Annotated in this window: 16 protein-coding genes; 6 read left to right on the forward strand and 10 right to left on the reverse strand. The window is 71.6% G+C overall.

Annotated features, from left to right (window positions below):
• Positions 1-71 precede the first annotated feature (71 nt).
• Positions 72-1,328: an ROK family transcriptional regulator gene (locus tag B1759_RS05705; RefSeq protein WP_095514064.1), complete on the forward strand. Its 1,257-nt coding sequence runs from the start codon at positions 72-74 to the stop codon at positions 1,326-1,328.
• A 6-nt stretch (positions 1,329-1,334) separates the two neighbouring features.
• Here the strand turns inward: B1759_RS05705 and B1759_RS05710 are convergent, their stop codons facing one another.
• Genes B1759_RS05710 through B1759_RS05725 form a run of 4 tightly spaced genes read right to left on the reverse strand, consistent with a single transcriptional unit; the run spans position 1,335 to position 6,748 of the window.
• Entirely contained in the window at positions 1,335-2,450 is a 1,116-nt protein-coding gene (locus tag B1759_RS05710) for an SGNH/GDSL hydrolase family protein (protein ID WP_095514065.1), read from the reverse strand.
• Positions 2,451-2,469: 19 nt separating this feature from the next.
• The gene (locus B1759_RS05715; protein ID WP_158225137.1) at positions 2,470-3,807 is read right to left on the reverse strand and encodes an AGE family epimerase/isomerase; all 1,338 of its coding nucleotides are present in this window, start codon (positions 3,805-3,807) and stop codon (positions 2,470-2,472) included.
• Between the two features lie 5 nt (positions 3,808-3,812).
• Complete coding sequence (locus B1759_RS05720) at positions 3,813-5,522, reverse strand: glycosyl hydrolase (protein ID WP_095514067.1); 1,710 nt, start codon at positions 5,520-5,522, stop codon at positions 3,813-3,815.
• 41 nt (positions 5,523-5,563) lie between these two features.
• Positions 5,564-6,748 (reverse strand): glycoside hydrolase family 5 protein, encoded by a 1,185-nt coding sequence (locus B1759_RS05725; protein WP_198948762.1) that lies wholly within the window; start codon positions 6,746-6,748, stop codon positions 5,564-5,566.
• Between the two features lie 71 nt (positions 6,749-6,819).
• Here B1759_RS05725 and B1759_RS05730 point away from each other — a divergent pair, with 71 nt between their 5' ends.
• Genes B1759_RS05730 through B1759_RS05750 form a run of 5 tightly spaced genes read left to right on the forward strand, consistent with a single transcriptional unit; the run spans position 6,820 to position 15,877 of the window.
• The gene (locus tag B1759_RS05730) at positions 6,820-8,319 is read left to right on the forward strand and encodes a TolB family protein (RefSeq protein WP_095514068.1); all 1,500 of its coding nucleotides are present in this window, start codon (positions 6,820-6,822) and stop codon (positions 8,317-8,319) included.
• Positions 8,316-10,760, forward strand: a complete 2,445-nt coding sequence (locus B1759_RS05735) for a glycoside hydrolase family 9 protein (protein WP_095514069.1) — start codon at positions 8,316-8,318, stop codon at positions 10,758-10,760. Before B1759_RS05730 ends, B1759_RS05735 begins: the two co-directional genes overlap by 4 nt.
• 38 nt (positions 10,761-10,798) lie before the next feature.
• The gene (locus tag B1759_RS05740) at positions 10,799-11,692 is read left to right on the forward strand and encodes a DUF1080 domain-containing protein (RefSeq protein WP_095514070.1); all 894 of its coding nucleotides are present in this window, start codon (positions 10,799-10,801) and stop codon (positions 11,690-11,692) included.
• Positions 11,693-11,727: 35 nt separating this feature from the next.
• Complete coding sequence (locus tag B1759_RS05745; RefSeq protein ID WP_095514071.1) at positions 11,728-12,729, forward strand: glycoside hydrolase family 5 protein; 1,002 nt, start codon at positions 11,728-11,730, stop codon at positions 12,727-12,729.
• Between the two features lie 43 nt (positions 12,730-12,772).
• On the forward strand, positions 12,773-15,877 hold the full coding sequence (locus tag B1759_RS05750) for a sialate O-acetylesterase (protein WP_095514072.1): 3,105 nt from the start codon (positions 12,773-12,775) through the stop codon (positions 15,875-15,877).
• Between the two features lie 46 nt (positions 15,878-15,923).
• Here B1759_RS05750 and B1759_RS05755 read toward each other — a convergent pair whose 3' ends face one another.
• The 6 genes from B1759_RS05755 to B1759_RS05780 all read right to left on the reverse strand — a co-directional run bounded on the left by B1759_RS05755 (position 15,924) and on the right by B1759_RS05780 (position 25,495).
• A complete protein-coding gene (locus B1759_RS05755; protein ID WP_095514073.1) occupies positions 15,924-17,747 on the reverse strand; it encodes a pectinesterase family protein in 1,824 nt (607 codons plus the stop codon).
• A gap of 47 nt (positions 17,748-17,794) precedes the next feature.
• A complete protein-coding gene (locus B1759_RS05760) occupies positions 17,795-18,955 on the reverse strand; it encodes a DUF4861 family protein (RefSeq protein ID WP_095514074.1) in 1,161 nt (386 codons plus the stop codon).
• Positions 18,956-18,959: 4 nt separating this feature from the next.
• Positions 18,960-20,174, reverse strand: a complete 1,215-nt coding sequence (locus tag B1759_RS05765; RefSeq protein WP_095514075.1) for a glycoside hydrolase family 105 protein — start codon at positions 20,172-20,174, stop codon at positions 18,960-18,962.
• A 7-nt stretch (positions 20,175-20,181) separates the two neighbouring features.
• Complete coding sequence (locus B1759_RS05770; RefSeq protein ID WP_095514076.1) at positions 20,182-22,233, reverse strand: chitobiase/beta-hexosaminidase C-terminal domain-containing protein; 2,052 nt, start codon at positions 22,231-22,233, stop codon at positions 20,182-20,184.
• The gene (gene uxaC / locus B1759_RS05775; protein ID WP_095514077.1) at positions 22,233-23,711 is read right to left on the reverse strand and encodes a glucuronate isomerase; all 1,479 of its coding nucleotides are present in this window, start codon (positions 23,709-23,711) and stop codon (positions 22,233-22,235) included. The genes B1759_RS05770 and uxaC overlap by 1 nt, the downstream gene beginning before the upstream one ends.
• An 89-nt stretch (positions 23,712-23,800) precedes the next feature.
• A complete protein-coding gene (locus B1759_RS05780; protein ID WP_158225138.1) occupies positions 23,801-25,495 on the reverse strand; it encodes a T9SS type A sorting domain-containing protein in 1,695 nt (564 codons plus the stop codon).
• Positions 25,496-25,502 lie beyond the last annotated feature (7 nt).

The following is a 25,502-nucleotide window of genomic DNA, read 5'->3' on the forward strand; positions in this document are numbered from 1 at the left end:
AAAGTTTTTGACTATTGAGTCGTCTCGTCTCGATTGGTGGGCCGTCGTACGTTCGCGGAGCCCTGCTGCTCATGCTGACCGGAACGAACCTCACCCACGCCAAGCGGCACAACCTCCAGATCGTCCACGAGACCATCCGGCTGTTCGCGCCGATCTCGCGCGCCGACGTGGCGCGGCGGACCGGTCTGACGGCCCAGACGATCTCCAACCTCGTCCGCCAGCTCATCGACGCGGGGCTGGTGGTCGAGACGGCCCGCGCCACCGGCAGCCGCGGCGCGCCGCCGATCCAGCTCGAGGTCAACCCAGACGCCGCCTTCGCGGTCGGCCTCGACCTCGACACGGACCACTTCACGGCGGTTCTGGTGGACCTGGCGGGCGTGGCGCGGGCGCGCATCCACCACGAGGTGTCGCTGGCCTCCCCCGCCGCCGCGCTCGACCTCTGCGCCGAGACGACGCACGCGCTCGCCGCCGAGCTGGGGCTGCGGATGGACCAGATCTGGGGCGTCGGGGTGGGCATTCCGGGCCCGATGCGGCCGGGACCGGACGAGACCTACCTGGTCAGCCCGATCGCCTTTCCGGAGTGGCACGACGTGCCGCTCGCTGAGCAGCTCCACGAGCGGATCGGGCTGCCGGTGTTCATCGAGAACAACGCCACCGCGGCGGCGCTCGGCGAGCACTGGTACGGCGCCGGGCGCCACCTCTCGACGTTCTTCTACGTGTACCTCGGCAGCGGCCTCGGCGGGGGCCTCGTGGTCCAGGGCGCCCCGTTCGACGGCCACACGGGCAACGCGGGCGAGATCGGCTACCTCTCCCCGCGCCGCGGCCGGGTGGAGGACGGCCCGACGCACGTAGGCGAGCTGTTCAACATCGGGTTGCTCTACCAGCGACTGGCAGCGGCCGGCGTCGACGCCGCCACCCCGGACGACCTGCTCGCACTCCACGACGCGAGCGAGCCCGCCTTCGAGGCGTGGTTCGCCGAGGCGGCCGACGAACTCGCCGGGCTCCTGTTCACGGTCCGCGCGATCCTCGACCCGGAGGCCACGTTCGTCGGCGGGCGGTGGCCGGACCGGCTGCTGGAGCGCCTGCTGGAGCGGGCCCGCGCCCACCTCGGTGCCGCCGTGGTGCCCGGTGGTCTCGAAGCGCCGTCGATCCGCCTCGCCACCGCAGGCGCCGACGCCGGGGCGCTCGGGGTGGCCTCGCTGCCCCTCTACCACGCCTTCGCGCCGCTCCAGCGCACCTCCCTGCGTCGCGCCGACTCGACCGACGCGGCCGTGATGGACGACAACGGCACCGGCTCGGCCTTCAAGCGTCCGGGCGGGCTGAGCTGAGCGCCGCTACCAGCCAGTCAGCGCGCGGACCGTCGGCTCCAGTTCGTCGGCCATGGCCGCGTGGTCGCCGAGGCCGGGGTGACCGTCGCAGCCGGAGACGTAGCGGCCCGCGTAGGTGAACGTGGATACGGCCGTGTCGCCCTCGGCCGCTCGCCGGGCCATGACCCGGTCGAGGTAGCCCGCCAGACGGGCCTTCTGCTCGCCCTCGAAGACGGGGCTGTTCACGAGCAGCATCGGGGCATCGGGGTACCGGTCGCGGACGTGGGCGAGGAACCGGGCGTAGGCGTCCACGAACACGTCGCCGTTGAGGGCTTCGCGGGGCATCTCGCCGTCGCCGTCGGAGAAGTCGTTGGTGCCCAGGGCGACGACCACGAGGTCCGGCCGGTAGCGGTCGAAGTCCCACGGCGTGAGGTCGGCCGAGGTCTCCATGAACACGCCGTCGTACACGTCCGGCATGACCGGAGACAGCGTGTTCCAGTTGCGGTGCATCCCCATGCCCGACACCGAGCTGAGCATCCACTGGGCGTCCAGGCGACGGGCGAGGCGGGGTCCGTAGGCGACCCAGGCGTGCGTCGGGTCGTACCACGTCCCGTCGCCGCAGGCGACCGGCTCGGGGTCGGCGCCGTAGCCGCTCGTGATGGAGTCGCCGATGTACTCGATGCGGCGCTCGGGCAGCGGCGGCGCGGGCAGAATCGCGTCGGCGGTGACCGAGACGAGGCGGTTGTGGCCATTCTGCCCCTCGGTCGCCTTGCTCAGCACGACGGTGTGCTCGCCGGGCGCGAGCCCCTCGGCCAGCACGTAGATGTCCTGTTCCGCGCGCGTTCGAACGCGGACCGGCGGTCCCCCATCGACGACCACCGTAAACCAGTTGTGCTCGGTCCCCCCGCGGAGTTCGTCGTCCAGCCGGGCCGTCAGCCGGGTCCCCTCGAACCGGACCGTGAACGTGACGCCGGACGCTGCGAACGCGACGGCGCCGTCCACCTCGGCGACGTGGCGGCCCATGATCTGGATGCGCGGGTCGGCGGCGGCGACGGTCTCCGGCGAGTCGGTTCGGTTCATCCCCGAGGCGCACCCGGTGGCGGTCAGAAAAGACACGGCGAGGAGGGCGAGGACTCGGGGCATGAGGCGACAGGGTGCGAGTCTACTCCCCTTCGCCACGCAGGCGACGGGCGACGTTCATCAGAGCGCGGACGTTGTGGTACGGGCCTTTCCAGATGGAGCCCTTGTCGGCCTCGCGGAGGTGGGGCTGGCGGTCGAGCGTGCCCGCGTACCAGCCGCCGCGCCCGTGGTCGACGAGGTAGCCCTGGATCAGGCCCCACATCTGCACGAAGCGGTCGTGATAGCGCGCCCGCTCCGCCGGGACGATGTCGCCGAAGAGGAGCAGCGTGTTGAGGCCCTCGGCCTGCGCCCACCAGTTCTTGGTCGCGTCGACCACCACCAGCGGGTCGCCGTCGGCGTAGATGTAGCCCGCCTCCACGAAGCCCGCGTTCGCCGGGTCCCATCCGGTGGCGAGGCTGTGGTCGAGCATCCGCTGCCCGGCCGCGAGGGTGGGGGCCGCGTCGAGCCCGATGGCGTGGGCGGCCTCCAGCATCAGGTAGGCCGTCTCCACGTCGTGTCCGAACGAGACGTGGTCGTAGTACCAGTTCGCCTCGCGGACGGCTGCGGCCGAGTCGCGGTACGAGACGGGTGTCCAGTCCTCGGTCGAGAACAGCGTCAGCGTGCCGGGGTCGACGGTGATGCGGTCGCGGATCAGGACGAGCATCTCCTCGATCCGGTCGCGCAACGTGGGATCGGGCCAGACGTGGTAGAGCTCGGTGAACGCCTCCAGGATGTGGATCGACGAGTTCTGGTCCTTGGGCGGTGTGCGCCCCAGCCCGGCACGGAGGGGCTCGCCCTCGCGCGTGAGGTAGTTGAAGTAGCCGCCGTGCACCGGGTCGTAGGCGTGCGCATCGAGCCACCCAAACGCTTCCTGGGCCAGCGCCAGCGCGTCGTCGTCGTCGGTCGCCGCATGCGCCGCGGCCAGCCCGTAGATGCCGAATGCATTGCCGTAGGCCTGTTTGACGATCGGCCCGTCGCCCTCCGGGATCGGCGTGCCGTCGCGCGTGACGAGCCAGTAGAAGCCGCCGTACTCGGCGTCCCACATCGCGTCGCGCAGGAAGGCGACGCCGTGCAGGCTCATCTCGGCGTAGGCCGGGTCGCCGGTCCACATCGCCGCCTGGGCCGTCGTCCACGTGTGACGGGCCTGGGTGACGACCATCTTCTGCTGGTCGCCGACCGGCTGCCACTCGGCGTCGAAGCGGCTCAGGAAGCCGCCGGCCTCGCGGTCGACGGCGCGCGGGTACCACGCGGCGAGCACCTGATGGAGCCCCACCTCCACCTCCTCTGCCAGCGCGGCGCGGACGTCGGGTGTGAGCGGCCCCGCCTCGGGCTGGGCGTGGACGGTGCCGACGAGCAGGACGGCGAGGAGCAGAGAGCGCATGAGCATCAGCGGACGACGACGAACCGGCCCCGCACCACGCGGTCGCCGGCCGTCACGCGGACGAGGTAGGTGCCGCTCGAATCGACGTGGAGCGGAACGGCGAGCGGCCCGGCGGGCTGGGTGCCGAGGGACTGGCGGAGGACCGAGCGGCCGGTCACGTCGAACACGTCGACGGTCACCTCGGCGGACGCGCCGAGGTCGAGGCGGAGTGTCGGGCGGCCCGCGCTCGGGTTGGGCGCCAGCGTCAACCGGTCGAGGTCGGCCGTGGGCGTGGCGTCGGCCGCCGTGGCGAGCACGTAGCTGCGCCAGTCGGGCAGTTCGTCGCGCGTGAGGACGGCCTCGCTCGTGTAGATGTCCGTCAGCCGGTCCGGGTCGAGGTCACGGATGAAGTCCCCCTCCCAGATCGCGAACCAGCTCCACGTCACGCCGAAGTCGACCGAGCGCGACATGTCGGGCAGCGTGCCGGACTCGGTCAGGGCGACCAGCTTGTTGGCCCCGAACTGCTCCTGGAGCTTCGCCCAGGTGCTCTGGAAGACCGCCTCCGGGTTATCCTCGTACTTGTCCACGCCGACCACGTCGACCACGTCGTCGCCGGGGTACCACGCCGCCTGGTCGCCGTCCTCGGGACGGTGCGTGTGGACCCAGATCAGGTTGTGGAGCCCGTGGTGGTCCACCAGTCGCTCGTACATCAGCCGCCACAGCGCGACGTACGGCGCAGGCCCCTTGGCCCCCCACCAGAACCAGCGGCCGTACGCCTCGTGGAGCGGGCGCCAGAGCACCGGCACATCGGCATCCTCGAACTTCTGGAGTTCGACCGCGATCGCGTCGATGTCGCGGAGCAGCAGGTCGTAGTTCTCCCCACCGGGCCCCTCGGCCAGCGCCGCCTCCACGTCGAAGGTGGTGGCCTCGGTGTAGAAGCCGCGCCACCACGGCTGGTCGCTCGTGTTGAGCAGGTCCGTCGGCGCGTTCCAGTGCCACATCAGCGTGACGATGCCGTCGGTCCCGGCCCAGTCGATCCAGTGCTCGGCCCAGCCGGTCGGGTTCGCCCCGTACTGGCGCCGCGAGGGCGAGTAGTTGATCAGGTCGAAGGCCCCGACCGCGGGCTCCTTGCCGGTCTGCGCCGTAACGTAGTCGATCTCGCGCGTCGACGGGCCGCCGTTCTGGTAGCCGTCCTGCTGGCCCGCAAGCACGTGCTCGCCGTAGATGTCGAGCAGGAAGGCGAACAGGGCCTCCGTGGCGGGCGTCGCGTCGGGGTCCGAGAGCACCGGCGGTGGGAGGGCCGGCCCCTCGTAGGCCGTCGGCGTGAGCACGAGGTAGTCCACGTCGAACGTGCCGTGGATGGTGAGGGTGTGCGGCCCTGCGCTCAGGCGCCGCTCGTCGATCACCAGCTCGCGGAAGCTGCCGCCCGTGGTCACGTTGCCGCCTCCGACGACCTCACCGTCGAGGCGCGCCTCGTACGCCCCGAACCGGCTGTCCCCGGCGACGGCGAGGCGAAGCTGGACGAAGTCACCCGTGCCCTCGAAGGAGATCGCGAGGCTGTCGCCGGGCTGGTCGAGGCCGGTGACGTAGCCTGCCCCGGAGTAGCCCGCGCGCGTCGTGGCGACGGCGGCGGCGCCCGTGAGCGTGCCCCCCTCCGCCTCGATGGGCACGTCGGACTGGGCGCGGCCGGGCGCGGCGAACAGGAGGACGGCGAGCAGAAGCAGAGGGATTCTCATGTCGAACGGTGGCGGGATGCAGTCGGGAAACGGGAGCGGCGTCAGCTGGCGAGCAGGAGGTCGGCCATGGCGCGGTCGAGCTGGTGTCCGCGGAAGTCCTCGTAGGCCACGTCCTCGCGACCGCTGTCGAGGATGCCGAAGGAGCCCCGGAAATTCCACATCGCCCAGCCCCAGCCCATCTCGCGCCAGACGCTCGTCACGTCCTCCATCCACCCGAGGCAGGCCGCGTGGGGCGTTTTGTTGTAGCAGCCCCACTCACCGACGTGGACCGGCACGCCCTGCGCCACGAGCGGCCGCCAGACGTCGACCAGCTTCTCGCGCAGCAGGTCACGGTCCCAGCGGACCCCGTCGGCGTCGGTCATCGGCCAGACGGGCATCTCAAAGCTCTCGAACTCGTTCTCGGGCACCCAGGTCGCCGTGTAGTGCGAGATCATCTTGGGCAGGTAGCCGCGTGTGCTCTGCACGAGGCCCAGCGGCACGATGCCCGGCACCGGCGTCTGCCCGATGTCAGCGCCGTCGGCCACGATCAGGCGGTCCGGGTCGATGTCGCGGATGGCCGTCACGAGGCGCGTGGCGACCTCGACGTAGCGGCTCTGGTCCTGGTAGCTCCACGGCGGCTCGTTGAACAGGTCGTAGCTCACCCGCTGGTTCGAGGTGTGGGCGTAGCGCTCGGCGAGCGTCTGCCAGTGGAGCGTCGCGGCGTCCATCGCCAGTTCCATCTCGGCGCGCGGGCTGTCGAACAGCAGGTGCGGCTCCAGCTCGCGCCGGTTGACGCAGTAGCCGGGGATGCGGTGCAGGTTGAGGTTGACGTGGAGCCCGTACTTCTCGCCCCACTCGACGGCCTGGTCGACCGTCGTCAGCGCCTCCTCGTCGATCGTCATCCAGTCGTCCGGCGAGGACCACGCCCAGTAGGACATGGGGATGCGGACGAAGTCGAAGCCCAGTTCGGCGATCCACGCGAAGTCGGTCTCCACGAAGCGCGCCTCGCGGTCGCCGCCGGTCAGCTCGGTCAGGTTGAAGCCGCGCCAGCGTGGAATGCGCGGCTGGGTGTGCGTACCGGGCAGCGCGCCGGGCCGGCTGACGATCACCTCGCCGTCGGTCGAGCGCGCGGCCAGGTCCCCCGCCTCGGTCATCGACCGGGCCGACGCCGCGCCCGAGGCGCAGCCGGTCAGGGAGGCCGCGACGGCGGCTGTGGAGGCGGTTCCGAGAAAGGCGCGGCGGTCCATGGCGGGTTTTGTCAATCGAGTGGACGAAATAGAATACCTTCAACCGCAAGCGCTTCCAACCCCCGCCGCCCATGATCCGCCGTTTCGCCCTCCCGCTGGGTTTCCTGCTGGCTGCGGCGGCCTCCGCCCAGACCCCGATGACCGGAGCCTTCGACCACGCCGGCGACATCGGCCAGCCCGCGCTCCCGGGCGCGACGGCCTACGACGCTGCCACCCAGACCTACACGATCACCGGCGCCGGCGTCAACATGTGGGCCCGCCGCGACGAGTTCCAGTTCGCCTGGACGCGCTTGTCGGGCGACTTCATCCTGACCGCCGAGGCGGCGTTCGAGGGCGAGGGCGTCGACCCGCATCGCAAGCTGGGCTGGATCGTCCGCAGCGGGCTCGAAGCCGACGCGCCCTATGTCGACGTCGCGGTCCACGGCGACGGGCTGACCTCGATGCAGTATCGCCGCGCCGTCGCCGACACGACTGCCGAGGTGGTCTCGTCGCTCACGGCACCCGACGTGATCCGGCTGGAGCGGAAGGCGGGCGTCTACACGATGTCCGTCGCGCGGCGCGGCGAGTCGTTCGTGAGCGAGACGCTGGAGGGCGTCCACCTCGGCGACGACGTGCTCGCGGGCCTGTTCGTGTGCTCGCACAACCCCGACGTGCGCGAGACGGCCGTCTTCCGCAACGTCCGCGTCACGATCCCGGCACCGGACGGCTTCCGCCCGTACCAGGACTACATCGGCAGCCGCCTCGAAACGGTCGACGTGGCGACCGGCCACCGAACGCTGCGCTACCAGTCGCCCGAAGCGATCCAGGCGCCCAACTGGACCGCCGATGGCGAGGCCCTGATCTACAACCAGGACGGCCGCCTCTACCGCTACGACCTCGCCCGCCACACGCCCGAGGCGATCGACACCGGCTTCGCGACGGCCAACAACAACGACCACGCCCTCTCCTTCGACGGGACCACGCTCGCCATCAGCCACCACGCGGCTGACCGCGACGGTCAGTCGCTGATCTACACGGTCCCGGTCGAAGGCGGCACGCCGACGCTCGTCACCGAGAACGGCCCGTCGTACCTCCATGGCTGGTCGCCCGACGGGCAGACCCTGACCTACACCGCCGAGCGGGGCGACGGCAACTACGACATCTACCGCATCCCGTCGGCCGGTGGCGCCGAGGAGCGGCTGACGACGGCCCCCGGCCTGGACGACGGCTCGGAGTACACGCCTGACGGCCGGTCCATCGTGTTCAACTCGGTCCGCTCCGGGCGCATGCAGCTCTGGCAGATGGACGCCGACGGGGCCAATCAGCGGCCGCTCACCGACGACGGCTTCAACAACTGGTTTCCCCACGTCTCGCCCGACGGCCAGTGGATCGTGTTCCTGTCGTTCCCGCCCGAGGTGGACCCGTCCGACCACCCGTTCTACGAGCGCGTGATGTTGCGCATCATGCCCGCCTCGGGCGGCGAGCCGCGGGTGCTGGCGACCCTGTATGGCGGCCAGGGGACGATCAACGTGCCGTCGTGGTCGCCCGACAGCCGGCACGTCGCCTTCGTCAGCAACACCGTCGTTCGATGACCCTCCGCTCCCTCGCCCCGGCCCTCGCCTTGCTCGCGCTCGCCGCCCACGCGCAGACGCCGGGCTTCCAGCTCACCGACGCCGGCTATTTCGAGCGCGGCGGCGTGAGCGTGATGGCGTTCCAGGACTTCTACCCCGACGGCCACCAGGGCGGCATCACGCTCGTCCAGCACGGCATCCGGATCGCGGCCAACGGCGACCTCCGCCTGAACGCGACGCCCGGCCAGTGGGACCCGGTGCCCAAGCAGGACAGCCGTGAGGTCGTCGGCGGCGAGATCGTGACGCGGCTCTCGTACCCGGACCCCGGCAAGAACCGGACGGGCTTCAACCCGATCGTGTACCCGGACCTCGAGATGAGCTACACCGTCCGCGCCCGCGCCCAAGGCGACGCGGTCGTGGTGACGGTGGATCTGGATGAGCCGCTGCCGGCCGCCTACGTCGGTGTCGTCGGGTTCAACCTGGAGCTGTACCCCGTCGACCTGTTCGGCGCCGGCTGGATCATGGGCGACGTCGCGGGCCAGTTCCCCCGCCAGCCGAACGGGCCGATGGAGGTCGACGCGGCGGGCGTCGCGCAGGCGCTCCCGTTCGCGACCGGCCCGGCCCTGACGATCGCCCCCGAGGACGACGCGCTCCGCATGACCATCACCAGCCAGACGGGCTCGATGGCGTTGCTCGACGGGCGGAATCAGCACAACAACGGCTGGTTCGTCGTCCGCGAGCTGGTCCCCGCCCGCGCCACCACGGGCGCGATCGAGTGGACGTTCCGCCCGCACGTGATCGACGGATGGCAGTACGCGCCGGTCGTGCAGGTCTCGCAGGTCGGCTACCACCCGGCGCAGCGCAAGGTGGCCGTGATCGAGCACGACGCACGCGACACCGAGACGACTACGGCCCGGCTGGTCCGCCTCGGGGCCGACGGGGCCGAGGTCGTGACGGAGGCCGAGCCCGCGATGTGGGACGGCGACTTCTTGCGCTACCAGTACCGCCTGTTCGACTTCTCGGACGTGACCGAACCCGGCCTCTACGCCGTCGAGTACCGCGGCGAGCGGACGCACGCCTTCGAGATCGACGCGACCGTCTACGGCCGCGACGTGTGGCAGCCGACGGTCGACACCTTCCTGCCGGTCCAGATGTGCCACATGCGCGTCGAGGACCCCTACCGCGTGTGGCACGGCGTCTGCCACCTCGACGACGCCCGCATGGCGCCGGCCGACATCAACCACTTCGACGGCTACGTCCAGGGCCCGGACCTGCTGGCGCCGTTCGAGCCCGGCCAGCGCGTCCCGAACCTCGACGTGGGCGGCTGGCACGACGCGGGCGACGACGACTTGCGCATCGAGTCGCAGGCCGACGAGGTGTGGGTGCTCGCGGCGTCCTACGAGGCCTTCGCCGCGCTCCGCGACTACGACAACACGACCATCCGCCAGGACGAGCGGATCGCCCGGATCCACCAGCCCGACGGCGTGCCGGACGTGCTCCAGCAGATCGAGCACGGGACGCTGAACATCGTGGGGGGCGTCCGCTCGCTGGGCCGCTTCTACCGCGGCGTCATCGTGCCGACGCTGCCGCAGTACCGGATGATCGGCGACTTCGCCAACAGCACCGACAACCTCCCCTACGACGCCGAGGCGGGGACCCCGGCCGACGACCGCTGGGTGTTCACGGAGCAGCACGCCGGGCACGAGTTCAAGGGCATCGCGGCGCTCGCCATCGCCGGGCGCGTGCTGCGGGACCACAACCCAGCGCTTGCCGCCGAGGCCGAGGCCGCCGCCGTGGCGCTGTGGGCCGTCGAGCGCGACGCCGCGCGCGCGTTCGCCGAGCAGACCGCCGCCGCCGTCGAGCTGCTGCTGACGACCGGCGACGACACGTACCGCGACTGGCTCCTCGCCCACCAGGCCGAGATCGTCGACCAGGTCGGGCGGACCGGGTGGACGGTCGGCCGCGCCCTCCCCCACCTCGGGGATGCCTTCGGCCAGGCCGTCGGCGCCGCGGTCGCCGCGCACCAGGCGACCGTGATCGAGCAGCAGCAGAGCACGCCGTACGGCGTCCCGTACGAGCCCTACATCTGGGGCGCGGGCTGGGGCGTCCAGGCGTTCGGCGTCCAGCAGGCGTTCCTGCACCGCGCCTTCCCCGAGGCCGTCTCGGCGGACTACGCGCTCAACGCGCTCAACTTCATCCTGGGCGTCCACCCAGGCATCAACACGGCGTCGTTCGCGAGCGGCGTCGGCGCGACCTCGGTGGAGCGCGGGTACGGCCTCAACCGGGCCGACTACGCCTACATCCCGGGCGGCGTCGCCTCCGGCACGGCGCTCATCCGGCCCGACTTCCCGGAGCTCAAGGACTACCCCTACCTCTGGCAGCAGGCCGAGTACGTGATGGGCGGCGGCGCGACCCACTTCATGCTGCTCGCCCTCGCGGCCGACCAGATCCTCAACGACTGACCCCGCCTCCACTGCCCCTCACGCTCCTGCCTCTCGTGATGTCGCGCCTCCCCGTTTCCCTCGCGCTCGCGGTGCTCTTGGCCGCCTCCGTCCCGGTCGCCGCTCAGGACACCGGTTGGACATCGCTCCTCGACGCCGAGCTCTCCGCGTGGCGGACCTACCTCAGCTTCCGTCACCAACCCGGCTACGACGGCCAGCCCCCCGTCGGCCCGGACGGCGAACCGCTCTCCCCCGTCGGGTACGACACCGACCCGGACGGCGTGTTCTCGGTCGTGATGGAAGACGGCGAGCCGGTCCTCCGCGTCAGCGGCGAGGTCTACGGGGCCGTGTTCACGCGGCGCGCGTTCGCCGACTACCACCTCCGGCTGAAGGTACGCTGGGGCGAGGCCGTCTGGCCGCCTCGGGAGACGCTGCTCCGCGACTCCGGCGTCCTCTACCACTCGACGGGCGAGGCCGGCGTCGACTGGTGGCGGTCGTGGATGCTCGCGCAGGAGTTCCAGATCATGGAGGGCCACACGGGGGACTATTGGAACATCGCGAACGCAGCCGCCGACATCCGCGCGTTCCCTCCGGAGGGCGACATCGACCCCATCGCGAGCGTCCGCCAGCCGTTCCGGCCGTTCGGGGCCGGGTCGCCGCTCGGGGGGTTCTGCCTCCGGAGCGCCGACCACGAGAGCCCGGCCGGCGAGTGGACGCTGCTCGAACTGGTGACCGTCGGCGACCGCGCCGTCCACATCGTGAACGGACACGTGGTGATGGTGCTCGATGCCCTCCGCGAGGTGGGCGATGACGGGGCCGAGCGGCCGATGACGGGTGGCCGGATCCAGCTCCAGAGCGAGGCGGCCGAGGTCTTCTTCAAGGACGTCGAGATCCGCCCGCTCGACCGGATGCCACGCGAGTACGCGGCCTACTTCGACGCTCCCTCCGACTGACTCGCCCCCCTACCGCTCCGACAGCCCCCATCTCCATGCGCGTCCTCCTCCCCACCCTTTTGCTCGCCCTCGCGCTGCCCACCGTGGCGCAAGACGCCCTGCCCGCCGTCCACGTCGAGGGCAACCGCTTCGTCGACGACGCCGGCGAGACGGTCGTCTTCCGCGGCGTCTCCATCGCCGACCCCGACAAGCTGGAGGCCGAGGGCCAGTGGAGCCCCGCCCTGTTCGACGAACTGGCCGACTGGGGCGCCAACGTGGTCCGCCTGCCGGTCCACCCCCGCGCGTGGCGGTCGCGCGGCGAGGCGGGCTACCTCGAATTGCTCGACGAGGCCGTCGCGTGGGCCGAGGCCGCCGGGCTCTACGTCGTGATCGACTGGCACTCGATCGGCAACCTGCGGACGGAGGTCTTCCAGCACCCGATGTACGAGACCTCGAAGGGCGAGACGGCGCGCTTCTGGCGGACCGTCTCCCAGCGCTACGCCGGCACCTCGACCGTCGCCTTCTACGAGCTGTTCAACGAGCCGACGAGCTGGAGCAGCACGATGGGGCGGCTGGCATGGCACGAGCACCGCGAGCTGATGGAGGACCTGATCGCGCTCGTCCGCGCCAACGACCCGGCGACGATCCCGCTGGTCGGCGGCCTGGACTGGGCCTACGACTTGTCGGCGGTGCGGCATGACCCCGTCCGCGCCGAGGGCATCGCCTACGTGACCCACCCCTACCCGCAGAAGCGCGACCAGCCGTGGGAGCCGCAGTGGCAGGAGACCTGGGGCTATGTGGCCGACCGCTACCCCGTCTTCGCCACCGAGTTCGGCTTCATGAGCGCCGACGGCCCGGGCGCCCACATCCCGGTCATCTCCGACGAGACCTACGGCCGCGCCATCGTGGACTTCTTCGAGGACCGCGGCATCTCGTGGGCCGCGTGGGTCTTCGACCCGCAGTGGTCGCCCCAGATGATCCAGTCCTGGGACTTCGAGCCGACGGTCCAGGGCGCGCTCTTCCGCGACGCCATGCGCCGCCTCAACGCTGCCGACTGACCCCTCCCGCCTCGGCCCCGAGGCGGACCGCCCCCGCTGCTCCATGACCCGACTCCTCCTGCTCGCCGTCCTCGCGCTGGCCGCCCTGCCCGCCTCGGCACAGCTCCAGCTCTTCCCCACGCTCGCCAGCGGGGCGGTGCTCCAGCGCGACCGGCCCATTCCGGTCTGGGGCCAGGCCGCGGCCGACGCCGAGGTGGCCGTCACCTTCCTCGGCACCACCACCACGACGACCGCCGACGCCGCGGGCCGCTGGCGGGTGGACCTGCCCGCTCGCTCCGCAGGCGGACCGTTCGTGATGACCGTCGTCTCGGGCACCCAGACGCGGACGCTGGGGAGCGTCTACGTCGGCGACGTGTTCCTGGCGTCGGGCCAGTCGAACATGGAGTGGCCGCTCAGCCAGACCGACGGCGGCGCGGCCGAGGCGGCGGCGGCCGACGACCCGATGCTGCGCCAGTTCAAGGTGCCGAAGGGGCTGTCGAACGAGCCGTCCGATACGCTGCCGAGCGGGGCCGCGTGGGCAGGCGCGACCTCGGCGTCGGCGACAGGCGCATTCTCGGCAGTGGCCTACTACGCCGGGCGCGACCTCCGCGCGGAACTGGGCATCCCGATCGGCATCCTGAACGTGTCGTACGGCGGGAGCCGGATCGAGACCTGGATGTCGGAGGCCATGCTCGGCTACGACGAGCAGGACGTGGTGCTCGCAGGCGGCGAACCCGAGCGCCAGCCGACCGTCGCCTGGAACAAGATGATGGTCCCGTTGCTCGACATCCCCGTCGCGGGCGTCCTGTGGTACCAGGGCGAGTCCAACGCCGACAACCTGGACGACGCGGCGGCCTACGGCGACCTCTTCCGGACGATGATCACGGGCTGGCGCGACGCGCTCGGCCAGGGCGAGGTCCCGTTCATCTGGGTCCAGTTGCCCAACTTCGGGGACCCGCAGACGGTGAACGAGGGCGGCCCGCCGACGTTCGACGCGTGGCCCATCCTCCGGGCCGAGCAGAGCGAGGCGCTGGCCCTGCCCGCCACGGGCGAGGTGGTCGCCATCGACACCGGCCTGCCCGACGCGACCGGGGCCGTGGACATCCACCCGAGAAACAAGAAGCCCGTCGGCGAGCGGCTGGCGCTCGTGGTCCGCGAGGTCGTCTACAGCGAGGACCTCGTCGCGGGCGGCCCGCGCTACGCGGCCAACGCGTTGCTGGAGGAGGGGACCGTCGCCGTCACGTTCACCGGGGCCACGGACGGGCTGACGACCGCCGACGGCACCCTCGACGGCTTCACGCTCGCCGGGGCCGACGGCGTCTTCGTCTGGGCCGACGCCGTGATCGACGGCGACCGCGTGCTCGTGTCGAGCCCATCGGTGACCACGCCCGCGACGGTCCGCTACGCATGGCAGTTCAACCCGGGCAACCCCGGCGTCCCGGGGACGGCCGACCTGACCAACACAGCCGGCTTCCCGGCAGCGCCCTTCGAGGCCGTCGTCAATCCCGGCTTCTCGATCGCCTCGTTCGGGTCGGCCCGCGCGACCATCGAGGCGGGGCAGAGCACGGTCCTCTCGTGGCAGGTGTTCGAGGCCGCCTCGGTCACGCTCGACGGCGCCCCGGTCGCGCTGGAAGGCTCCCAGTCCGTCTCCCCCACCGCCACCGCGACCTACACGCTCACGGCCACCAACGCCGACGCCGAGACGCTCACGGAGACGGTCACAGTCGAGGTCCTGGACCCGACGCTCATCAACCGCGCTCGCGACCAGCCCGCGACGGCCTCCACCGCGGAGGCGTGCTGTGGCGAGACCCGCGTGGCGGCGTTCGCCGTGGACGGCGACCTGACGACGCGCTGGGCGAGCGCGTGGAGCGACGGCCAGGACGGCCGCCCGGACGACCCGAACTACGACGGCACGCCGGACGACGAGTGGCTGGACGTGGACCTGGGCAACGTAATCGACCTGGACCGCGTGATCCTGACCTGGGAGGCCGCTCACGCGACGAAGTACGCCCTCCAGGCCTCGTTCGACGGGGTCAACTGGACGACGGTCTACACTGAGGACGAGGGCGATGGCGAGGTGGACGACATCGTGCTCGACACGTCGCCCCCTGCGCGCTACCTGCGCATGCAGGGCATCGAGCGGCGCGACTTCGACGGCCAGCAGTTCGGCTACTCGCTGTTCGACGTGGCCGTCTACGGCGAGGTCTCGGCCGTCGTGCCCCCCACCGCCTCGGTGACGCCTCGGACGGGGAACGTGGTGACGGCAGGCCAGGCGACCACGCTCGTCGCGGATGTGTCGGGGAGCGTCCAGACCGCGACGTTCTTCGCCGACGGCACGGAGATCGGGACGGACGACGCAGCGCCGTTCGAGCTGTCGTGGACCCCGAGCGCCGCGGGCCGTGTCGAAGTCGCCGTCGAGGTGGTCGACGCCGAGGGCCTGACGGTCCGCTCTCCGCTCGCGACGGTGTTCGTCGACGATGGCTCGCTGGTGCGGTTCGAGGCGGAGGATGCGACGCTGGAGGGCGGCAGCGACGAGTTCGGCCATACGCCGCTCACGTCGAGCGCGGCCGCCAGCGGGGGCGCCTACCTCGACCTCCGCCAGCAGTGGACGGTCACGCTCCCGCCGGTGACCGTCGAGGCCGCCGGGTCCTACCTCGTCAGCGTCGGGTACGTGATGACGTACGAGTCGCCCAAGACGCAGGTCCTGATCGTCAATGGGGTGCGGACGCCGATCGTGTTCACAGCTCCCGACAACGCGACGTGGATGCAGCACGGGCTGGAGGTGCCGCTCCAGGCGGGCGCCAACCAGATCGCGCTCGAAGGCTCGTGGAACTACATGAGCGTCGACTTCCTGGCCGTCGAGGACGCCCAGGCAGCGACGGCCGGCGAGGGCGTGATCGAGACGGGCTCCCTCAGGCTGGACGCGCCGTTCCCCAACCCGACGCGCGGCGGAGCGACGATCCGCTACTCGCTTCCCGCCCCGGATCACGCCCGCCTCGACGTGCTGGACCTGTCCGGCCGCCGCATCGCCGTCCTGGCCGACTCGATGCACAGCGCGGGCACCCACACCGTCCCGATCGTGGCCGACACCCTCGCAGCTGGCGTGTACGTCGTCCACCTCACCTCCGGGTCGGCGTCGCTGAGCCGCTCACTGAGCGTCGGCCGCTGACCCCGCCGCGGCATCGTCGCGATGTGGGCTGCCGCCCCTCCCCGACTCAGTCCTCGACTCCTGAGCCCTCCCTCGTCGGCGAGCCGTAGAGGGACCGCGCCGGGCGCCAGCCGCCGAGGACGCGGTCCGGCGTGTACGCGGCCGCCGCCTCGGGCAGCAACTGCGGGCGTCGGGGACCGACGTGCGCGCCGGGACCGGTGGTCTCCGTCTCGAAGAAGCGCGAGGTGGGCTCCAGGTCGTACCAGATCCGCTCGCCGTCTGGACTCCGGCCCGAGATCGGTGCGTAGCCGTCCTCCCCGACGTGGTCGTCCATGAAGGAGCGGACGAACACGGCGCTGCCGTTGGCCGTCGGGTCATTGCCAGGGTGCCACGGACGACCGAGGCGGACCGACCCGGCGAGGACGCCGGGCTCCTTCTCGAAGCGGGCGTCGACGAACAGAAAGCCGAACGGAAGGCTCGCGCGGGTGCTCGGCGCGGTGACGTAGCCGGTCGGGTTCTTGTCGGCGCGGTCGCGCGACACGATCACGCACTCGTCGAACACCACCTGCCCGCCGCCGAAGATGAAGTCGACGTGCCCCGCGATGCGTGAGCGCCACACGTACGTCCGGCCCGTGTCGGGGAAGAACGTGTCCTGGTAGCCGATGAGGGCGACCTCCGAGAGGACGGTCCGGTCGCTCCCGGCGTCGAGGGTGAGCGCGACGCCCTGGGGGCTGCCGAGCTTGGTCGGGTCCCCATCAGGCTTGGCCTCGTTGGCGGGGTAGTCGAAGGCGTTCTCGATGGTGAGCGTCTCGGCACGGAAGCCAGGGGCCGACACGCGGACGGTCGCGCTCCTCAATGTCCCCACCGCCTGCCCGTCCGCCCCGAGCGTACCGCCAGCGTCGTCGAACGTCAGCACCGTCCCATCGCGGCTCTCGCCGACGAGGTGGACGTCTGGCGCAGTGACGACCAGCTTCTCGTGGTAGCGCCCGTCGCGGATCCAGATCCGGTACGGACCGTCGCGCTCGACGGGGGCCGAGGCCAGGGCGGCGGTCACGGACGCGAACCGTGGGACCCCATCGATCTCGGCCCCGTCGCCGGCCGAGTGGGAGGCGTCGACGACGGCGTCGAACGCGGGCGGCTCGGGGAGCAGCAGGTGCTCGGCGACGCGGAGCCCGGCGTCGCGGAGGCCCTCCGCCGCGAGCCGCGCTATGACCGACGCGCCGAGCGGCGAGACGTGCGTGTTGTCGTCCAGGCCGTCCGGGTAGTTGGGTGACTCGCCGGGGGCGAGGATGAGAAAGAGATCCTTGGACCCCTCCGCCCCCCACGCCCGGAGCGTCGCCTCACTCGCCCGGTGCATGTCGACCAGCGGCGCGCCCGTCTCGTCGGCGACGGCCCGCGTCAGGTCCGGATACGGGCCGTGCACGTCGTAGAACTGGCCCGCCTCGTCGAAGCGGCGGCGGACGATGGGCGTCAGCAGCACCGGCGTCGCGTCGAGGTGCCGCACGTCGGCGACGAAGCGGCGGAGGTTGCCCTGAAACGCGACGGGCGGCGTGTAACGGTCCAGCTTGCTCTCCGACTGGTCGTTGTGGCCGAACTGGATGAGCACGACGTCGCCGGGCCGGACCTCCTCCAGCAGCGCGTCCCAGCGCCCCTCCTCGATGAAGGTCCGCGTGCTGCGCCCGTTGCGTGCGAGGTTGACGACGCGCACGTCATCGGTGTCGAAGTACGACTGGAGATGTTCGGCCCACCCGGTCTCTGGTCGGCGATCGGCGCGCTTCTCGGCCGCCGTCGAGTCGCCCGCGACGAAGACGTGGACCGGTCGGGGCGCGAGCACGAAGCCCGCCAGCAGGACGATCAGCGCGAGGCCGGAGAAACGGGAGAGCACGGGCATGGGCGAACGGATCGGAGGGGCCCGCCTCGGCGGCGAGGCGGACGGGGCTACTCGCCGACGGTCACGACGATGGGCGCGCCGAGGCGGGCGGCCTCGGCGTCGAGGAGCGCCCACCAGTCGCCGACGGCGTCCACATCGCCGCTGGCGGTCCACCCGGCGCCGACGTACGAGACGACCGGCACGCCGGGCGTGGCGTCGACGGTGGCGAGGTAATGCCGTCCCTCACGGGCGATGCGGCCGAGCGCGGCTGAGGGGACCATCACGGCCGTCCCCAGCTCGCCGTGGCCGCCGTTCTTGCGCTCGACCGGCCCCCACAGTGCGAGCCACGTCCAGTCGGCCCCGTCGCGCGTGGAGGCGACGACGCCCTCGGGGCGGTCCACGAGCCCGACCACGGCCGGGACCGGGCCGTCGGCGGTGTAGGTGCTCTCCTGGCGGTAGAGGTGCCGCCCGGCGTCGATGGTGATGCGCTTCCGCTCCGCGACCCGCTGGCCGCCCGCATCGAACGGCTGGTAGTCCATCTCGAAGACGGCGCGGATGGGGCCGTCGGCCAGGATGCGCCAATCGTCGAAGTTCTCCGGGCGGACGAGGTCGCCGTCGGCCCAGACGCCGGTGCCGCCCGCGCCCAGCGTCGTGCCGACCGAGTAGAAGTCGGCGCCCTCGCCCGAGTCGACGTGGTAGGCGTCGTGGCCCTTTTCGTACCAGCGCTCCGTGATCAGGTCGCGCGTGCGCTTCGGCCACACGTCGATGCCGGACGAGACGAGCGGCTGGAACTCGTCGGCCTCCCAGAGCCCCTTGCCGTAGGTCCGCCACGCGATCCGGTCGCTCTCCCAGGCCATGTCGTCGCGGTAGTCGTCGTGCATGGCGTGGACGCGGGGCGCGTACGCGGAGTCCGGCGCGACGGCCTCGACCCGGAACGCGCGCGTCTCGTTCGGCCACAGGCCGGTCAGGATGAGCAGGTGCTCCGGCGTCCCGTCGGCGTCCAGGTCGAGCGGCTGGCTGACCACCTCGGCCTCGGTGGCCGGATCGACCACCCGGACCGCGTCGGGGCCGAGGCCGGGGAGCGCGGCGGCGAGAGTGGCCCACGGCACCTCGGCGACGGCGTCCGGGCGGGCCAGGTCGAGCGGGTTGGCGACCGTCACGGTGACGGCGGACTGGGCGAGCGCGCCGGGCGCGGCGAGCGCCAGCAGGGCGAGAAGGAGCGTGCGCATCGGGCTAGCGGAGCGGGAGGCCGAGCATCTCAAACTCGATGCTCGCCAGAATGAATGGGCCGACGACCTTGGGGTCGTCCGCGACGACGGGCTCGGAGAGGTAGTACTCGACCGTTCCGTCGCGGTCGTTGTCGCCGCCGAGCCCGGCCACGCTGACCACCTGGGTCACGCTCGGCAGCCCGTCGTCGCCCATCCGGACGAACTCGTGGACGAGGCCGCGGTAGGCGCGCACGCCCGGGGCGAGGAACGTCGAGCGCGGCAGCCAACCCTTCCGCACGCCCTTCAGCAGCGCGTAGGTGAACATGGCCGAGGCCGAGGACTCCAGGTAGTTGCCCTCCCGCGTCGGCAGGTCGAGGACCTGGTACCAGACGCCCGTCACCGGGTCCTGCACGCCGACGACCGCCTCGGCGTACTGCTGGAAGAGGCGGACGAGCGCCTCGTGGTCTCGGTGATCCTCCGGGAAGTAGTCGAGTACGTCCACGAGCGCCATGGCGTACCAGCCCATCGCGCGGCCCCAGAAGTTTTGGGAGAGGCCCGAGACGGGGTCGGCCCAGACCTGCTCCTTCGCCTCGTCCCAGCCGTGGTAGTACAGGCCCGTCGCGGGGTCCCGCATGTAGCGCGCCGCGAGGAGGTACTGCCGCGCGATGTGGTCGAGCGCCTCCTCCCGGTCCGCCTCGTCGCCCCACTCGATCGCGTAGCGCGCCGCGAAAGGCTCGGCCATGTAGAGGCCGTCCAGCCACATCTGGTACGGGTAGCGCTGCTTGTGCCAGTAGCCGCCCTCGCTGGTCGTCGGCTGGTCCTGGAGCTGGCTCCAGAGCAGGTCGGCGGCGGCGCGGTAGCGCGGGTCGTCCGTCTCCGCGTCGGCGAGGAAGAGCAACTTACCCGTGTTGATGTTGTCCAGGTTGTAGTCCTCCAGCGGGTAGGTCCGGATGGAGCCGTCGGGCTGGATGTACTCGTTGAGGTTGCGCCGGATGTAGTCGAAGTAGCGATCGTTGCCGCTCTCCGCCCACAGCTCCTCGATGCCGCGCAAGACCGTCCCGGTCTCGTAGTCCCACCGCTCGCGGACGATGGGGCGGCGCTGCATCACGGCATCGGCCATGCGGACCGACCACGGCCGGCCGGTCTGCGGCGGCGGGCCGTCCTGGGGCACCTGGGCCTCTGGGACGGCGGAGCACCCTGCGAGGACGAGGACGAGGACGAGAGAGCGGAGGGGACGCATGGCGGGGTCAGTCGTGGGTGAGTCGGTGTGCGGGCAGGGGCTCGCGCTCGAAGCCGGGGCCGGCCCAGGTCAGCGAGGGGTCGCGCTCGGGGTGCTCGTGCAGGCTGCGGACGCCGATCCGGTGGAGACCCGCCCGGAGCGCGAGCCGCGCCGGGCGCTCGCCGGACGGCATCCCGGGCGAGACCGGCACGCCGTCGATGAGCAAGCGTGACCGGGGGTGGTCGGAAAACCAGAACGTGTAGAGGCCGTCGGCAGGGACCTCCAGCCAGCCGTCGAGCAGGACGGCGTGCCCGGCGTCCGGCCGGGCCAGCACGGCCTGCACGTCCGACTCGATGCCGCGCCCGGCGGGGTCGAGGTCCTCTGGCTGGACGCCCTCGTCCCAGTCCTCGGCGAGGTAGACAGTCGCCGCCAGCCCGGCCCGACGCTCGCTCGAGGCGGACGCCGCCGGCTGCCAGTCGAGACGCGGGTAGAGGGCGACGGCGGAGGTCGTCTCGATCCCGTCGCCCACGATGCGGGCGCGGAGGTGGGTCGTGGCCGTCAGCGTGATCGAGCCGTCGGCGAGCGGAGAAGCGGCCGTCGGCTCCGTCCCGTCGGTGGTGACGCGGACCGGGTGGCCTCCGCCGTCGAGAGAGACGACGAGCGAGTCGGTGAACGGCGTGCCGGGGGCGACGGAGACCGTCGGCGGGGCGACCCAGGGGAACGGCGCGCGCGGATCGGTCTCGTTGAGCCACTCCTCCAGGTTGGTGTAGCCGTCGCCGTCGAGGTCGGCGCGGTGGTCGGAGCCGTCGGCCGGGTCGAGGCCGTGGGCGGTCTCCCAGGCGTCCGGCATCCCGTCCGCGTCGGCGTCGGCCGGCGGCTCGGCCGGGGCGTAGACGGGGTACCCGCCGACGTCGTCCTGGGAGTCGATGAGCGCCCCCTCTCCCCTCTCGATCAGCCCGAGCACGCGCCGGTCCACGGCGTCGCGCACCGGCCGCATCGCGCCGACGTCTGCGATCAGCGCTGCCTTGAGGTCGGCGGCGGGCGTCGGCGTCACGGCCGGGGCGGGGAACGGCACGGCCACGCGGACCGTGCGCGCGATGTCGTCCTGGTTCACCCCGCGCGAGCCACACAGCCCGTCGGCCGGGCCCGCCTCGGCGCCGAGGTGGAGGAAGTCAGCCGAGTAGATCCGCGCATTCGTGCCGCCCACGTTGAAGGCGCATGTCGGCGTGTTCGAGTAGACCAGCGGCTGGGTCACCACGCCGACGTGGTTCATCTCAAGGAAGTCGGCGTAGGTGTAGCCCGGCTGGTCGCCCCACCCCGTGACGAGGTTGTGGCGGAAGTCGAGGCGGACGTCCTTCGGGCGCGGATTGCGGCTCTCGTGGAAGGCGTAGACCGAGTGGTGGATGGTCGCCTCGCCGGTCGCCGTGATCAGCGTGCCGTAGCCATGCGCGCCCTTGTGGTGGACCGACCGGTTGAGGCTCTCGGCGATCAGGCAGTGCTGCACCGTCACGGCCGTCGCGCGGCCGACGATGCTCAACGTCTCGTCCGTCGCCCAGCTCACCGAGCAGTGGTCGATGATGGCCGGCCCGTTCCGCACGTTGATGGCGTCCTGCTCCTCGTTCGCGGTGTCGCCCGGCCGCACGCGGAGGTGGCGCAGGATCACCTCGGGCGCGTTCACCTCGATCCCGTGGCCCGTGAGCACGACGCCGTCGCCGGGAGCCGACTGCCCGGCGACGGTCAGAAACCCGTTCCGGATGTCCAGCGAGCGGACCAGCTCGATGGCGCCCGCGACCCGGAAGACGACCGTCCGCGGCCCCTCCGCCTCGACGGCCGCACGGAACGACCCCGCGATGGGCTCCTCCCCCTCGCCGTAGTCGGCCAGCGTGGTGACGAGCGCCACCTCCCCCCCGCGTCCGCCGACCGTCCACATCCCGTAGCCCTCCGCGCCGGGGAACGCGGGAATCGGCTGCGCGGCGGCGGTCGACGCCCACGCGGCGAGCAGGAGCGAGCCCAGCAGAACCACTGTCCACCCAAGCCCTTCGAGGACCGTCCGCGGCGAGTCGAGGGGGGAGGACTTCATCACTCGCCGGCCCGTCCGTTGACCGCGACGCCATCCCCGACGACCGCCGAGGCGTCGTCCCCCAGGTTGTAGGTGTCGCGGACCAGGCCGACGGCCAGCGCGTGGATCATGCGGTGCGCGTCCGCCTCATCGACGCGGTGCTCCGCGACCAGTCCGGCCAGGAAGTCAGCGTCGACGCGGCGCGAGAGGTCGTGGCGGGCGGGGATCGACAGGAAGGCCCGCGTGTCGTCGTTGAAGCCGACCGTGTTGTAGATCCCCGCCGTCTCGGTGGTCTGGGTGCGGTAGCGCCGCATCCCCTCGATGGAGTCGTGGAACCACCACGCGGGGCCGAGGCGCATCGCGGGGTAGTGCCCCGCCAGCGGCGCCAGTTCGCGGGCGTACGCCGTCTCGTCGAGCGTGAACACGACGAGTGTCAGCCGGGGGTCGCTGCCGTAGGCGTTGAGCAGTTCCCGCAGGTTGTGCGTGTACTCGGTCGCCACCGGGATGTCGCCGCCCATGTCCCGCCCGAAGCGCTCGAACACCTCGGCGTTGTGGTCGCGGAGCGCGCCCGGGTGGAGTTGCATCACGAGGCCGTCCTCGGTGCTCATCCGGGCCATCTCCATCAGCATGTGCGCCTCGAAGGCCCCCTGGTCCTCCTCGGTCGCTGTGCCCGCGAGGGCGCGCTGGAGCAGGTGGTTCGCCTCGACGTCCGGGAGGCGGTGCGTGTACGGCACCACGACGGCGTGGTCCGTCGAGGTCGCGCCCATCGACTGGAAGAACGCCCGCCGCTCCTCCAGCACGCGGATCAGGGTCGCGTAGGACCCGATCTCGGTCCCAGTAGCGTCGGCCAGCCGGTCGAGCTCGCCTCGCCACTCGGGAGACGCGATGCGGAAGACCGCGTCGGGACGGAAGCAGGGGATCACCCGCCCGCCCCAGCCCGACTCCCGGATGCGTCGGTGCTCGTCGAGTGAGTCCGCCGCCCCGTCGGTCGTCGTCAGCACGTCGATGTTGAACCGGTCGAACAGGGCGCGCGGCCGGAACTCGGGGCGCCCGAGTTGCGCGGAGAGGTGGTCGTAGATCTCGGAGGCCGAGTCGCCCGTGAGCTTCTGGTCCACGCCGAACACCTCGGCGAAGGTCTGGTCCAGCCACGCCCGGGTGGGCGTGCCCAGGAAGAGGTGGTAGTGGTCCGCGAACCGCTGCCAGACCACGCGGGGGTCGGCCTCGACGGCGGCCCCGTCGCGGGTCGGGATGCCCATGTCCTCCATGCGGACGCCCTGCGACCGCAGCATCCGGAAGATGTAGTGATCCGGCGTGATGAGCAGCGCCGTGGGCTCCGGGAACGACTCGTCGTCCGCCAGCAGCGCGGGCGGTACGTGACCGTGCGGACACACCAGGGGCAGGTCGGCGACGGCGGCGTACAGCTCGCGAGCGATCTCGCGGACGGCTGGGATGGGCGAGAAGAACCGGTCGGGGTGGAGAGCGAGGGGCTCCGAAGTCATTGCGCGGGTGAGGCCAGAAGAAGAAGCGGGCCCCGCCCCGAGTGGAGCGGGGCCCGCAAACAGACGGCCAGCGAAGGCTGGCGCCGAACCTAGCGGACGACGAGCATCCGGTGGGTGCCCACCTGGTCCCCCGCCTGCAGGCGGACGACGTAGAGGCCCGGCGCGGCGGCCGCGGCGGACCACTCGACGGTGTGCTCCCCGGCCGCCTCGGTGGCGTCGACGAGGGTGGCGACCTGGCGCCCCAGGGCGTCATAGACGGTCATCGTCACGTCCGCGGCGCGGTCGAGCGTGTAGCGGAGCGTCGTGCCCGTGCGGAACGGGTTCGGCGCGTTCGAGATGGCCAGCAGGTTGGCCTCCGGGCCGCGCTCGTCCGCCGAGGCGAGGCACGCCGCCTGGTCGACGCCCGGGAACCACGTCAGGTCACCCACCGGGCAGCCGTTCGTGCCCGCCGTGTACGCCGGCGAGGTGGTCGGGTAGGACGGGTCGAAGTCGGTCAGGAAGTAGGCCGTCGTCCGGCGGTCGTAGTCGTCCGTGGCCACGTCGAACGTGGCCGTGTCCTTGGTGCGGCCCGTCTCCGTCCGGTACCACGTCACCATGTCGACGGGGGCGTCCGGGGCGTTCGTCAGGTCGAGCGACATCTGAGTGAAGGCCGTCGTCGGGTTCGAGATCCGGCTCGCGATGTGGTCTGTGAGCGGGGGGCCGACGCCGATGATGTCGTTGTCGCCGTCGGTGCCGTTGTCCGGGTTGCCGTCATCGCCGCCGCCGTCGCTGAAGGCGTCGTAGAACGCCTGGACCTCCGGGGACACCACGTAGACGTTGTTGGAGATCGTCCAGTCGGTGGTCTCGTTCGGCTCGGAGAGGATCCAGGTCATCTTGGCCTTGCCGTTGGCGTAGACCTCCCCGGACTCGTCGAACTCCGACTGGCGGACGATGTCGCTCGTGTCGGCCCCGGCCACGAACGAGTCGTAGAACAGGTTGTTGGTGATCTTGATCGAGTTGCCGACCTGGCCGAGCGCGAGCGTGCCGTGGTAGGACACCGCGTTCAGGATCGTGTTGTGGTCGAACACCATGTTCTGGACCGGCCCGGTGCTGGACCGGTGCCGGATGATCCGGTCGGTGTAGTTGATGAACGTGTTGTTCCGGAAGATCAGCGAGTCGATCGAGCCGTCCCGCAGGTCGACGCCCTTGCCGGCGCCGAAGTTGGTGCCGTCGGTGCCGAGCCAGCCCGAGTTGGCCCAGATCGTGTTCGTCACGATCATCTTGCGGAGCGCCGACTGGGCACGCACGATCTGCGCCTCCAGGTTGACCACGACGAGCCCGTCCATGATCAGGTCGAAGCCGGAGGCCGCGGTGCGTACGAACGTGGTCGACATGTTCGGGAGTTCACCCCCGAAGTCCTCCGGCAGGACGCCCGAGAACGAGAAGTTGCGGAAGGTGATGTCCCCCTCCTGGAAGAACGCGTCGCCGACGCGGTTGCCGCTCGTCCCGTTGAGCGAGGTGTAGATCTGCGGCAGCGCGCCGCTGCCGTCGGCCCCGACGATCTGGAGGTGGTAGCCCGTGTTGCGGACGTTGGAGTCCATCAGGTAGACCACATCGCGCTGGAGCTGGTAGATCCGGTCCGGGTTGGCCCGGGCGCCGGTCGCCGTGGTGTCGCCGTTGATGACGACGTTGATCGGGTCGGCGTTCTGGAGCACGCAGAGGTCCGGGGTGGCCGGACAGGTCTGCTGGGCCGCGGCGGAGCCGGCCACGAGGAAGGCGGCCGCGAGGGCCAGGGAGCGTAGCATCGGGGTC

Source organism: Rubrivirga sp. SAORIC476 (genome assembly GCF_002283555.1).
In the GTDB taxonomy this organism is placed as follows: Bacteria; Bacteroidota; Rhodothermia; order Rhodothermales; family Rubricoccaceae; genus Rubrivirga.

What these genes read in the sequence shown, in the direction of transcription:
- B1759_RS05715 (WP_158225137.1), bottom strand. Translation starts at nt 3,807, where the DNA reads ATGCGCTCTCTGCTCCTCGCCGTCCTGCTCGTCGGCACCGTCCACGCC.
- B1759_RS05780 (WP_158225138.1), bottom strand. Translation starts at nt 25,495, where the DNA reads ATGCTACGCTCCCTGGCCCTCGCGGCCGCCTTCCTCGTGGCCGGCTCC.
- B1759_RS05740 (WP_095514070.1), top strand. Translation starts at nt 10,799, where the DNA reads ATGTCGCGCCTCCCCGTTTCCCTCGCGCTCGCGGTGCTCTTGGCCGCC.
- B1759_RS05765 (WP_095514075.1), bottom strand. Translation starts at nt 20,174, where the DNA reads ATGCGTCCCCTCCGCTCTCTCGTCCTCGTCCTCGTCCTCGCAGGGTGC.
- B1759_RS05750 (WP_095514072.1), top strand. Translation starts at nt 12,773, where the DNA reads ATGACCCGACTCCTCCTGCTCGCCGTCCTCGCGCTGGCCGCCCTGCCC.
- B1759_RS05760 (WP_095514074.1), bottom strand. Translation starts at nt 18,955, where the DNA reads ATGCGCACGCTCCTTCTCGCCCTGCTGGCGCTCGCCGCGCCCGGCGCG.
- B1759_RS05720 (WP_095514067.1), bottom strand. Translation starts at nt 5,522, where the DNA reads ATGAGAATCCCTCTGCTTCTGCTCGCCGTCCTCCTGTTCGCCGCGCCC.
- B1759_RS05755 (WP_095514073.1), bottom strand. Translation starts at nt 17,747, where the DNA reads ATGCCCGTGCTCTCCCGTTTCTCCGGCCTCGCGCTGATCGTCCTGCTG.
- B1759_RS05770 (WP_095514076.1), bottom strand. Translation starts at nt 22,233, where the DNA reads ATGAAGTCCTCCCCCCTCGACTCGCCGCGGACGGTCCTCGAAGGGCTT.
- uxaC (WP_095514077.1), bottom strand. Translation starts at nt 23,711, where the DNA reads ATGACTTCGGAGCCCCTCGCTCTCCACCCCGACCGGTTCTTCTCGCCC.
- B1759_RS05745 (WP_095514071.1), top strand. Translation starts at nt 11,728, where the DNA reads ATGCGCGTCCTCCTCCCCACCCTTTTGCTCGCCCTCGCGCTGCCCACC.
- B1759_RS05705 (WP_095514064.1), top strand. Translation starts at nt 72, where the DNA reads ATGCTGACCGGAACGAACCTCACCCACGCCAAGCGGCACAACCTCCAG.
- B1759_RS05735 (WP_095514069.1), top strand. Translation starts at nt 8,316, where the DNA reads ATGACCCTCCGCTCCCTCGCCCCGGCCCTCGCCTTGCTCGCGCTCGCC.
- B1759_RS05710 (WP_095514065.1), bottom strand. Translation starts at nt 2,450, where the DNA reads ATGCCCCGAGTCCTCGCCCTCCTCGCCGTGTCTTTTCTGACCGCCACC.
- B1759_RS05725 (WP_198948762.1), bottom strand. Translation starts at nt 6,748, where the DNA reads ATGGACCGCCGCGCCTTTCTCGGAACCGCCTCCACAGCCGCCGTCGCG.
- B1759_RS05730 (WP_095514068.1), top strand. Translation starts at nt 6,820, where the DNA reads ATGATCCGCCGTTTCGCCCTCCCGCTGGGTTTCCTGCTGGCTGCGGCG.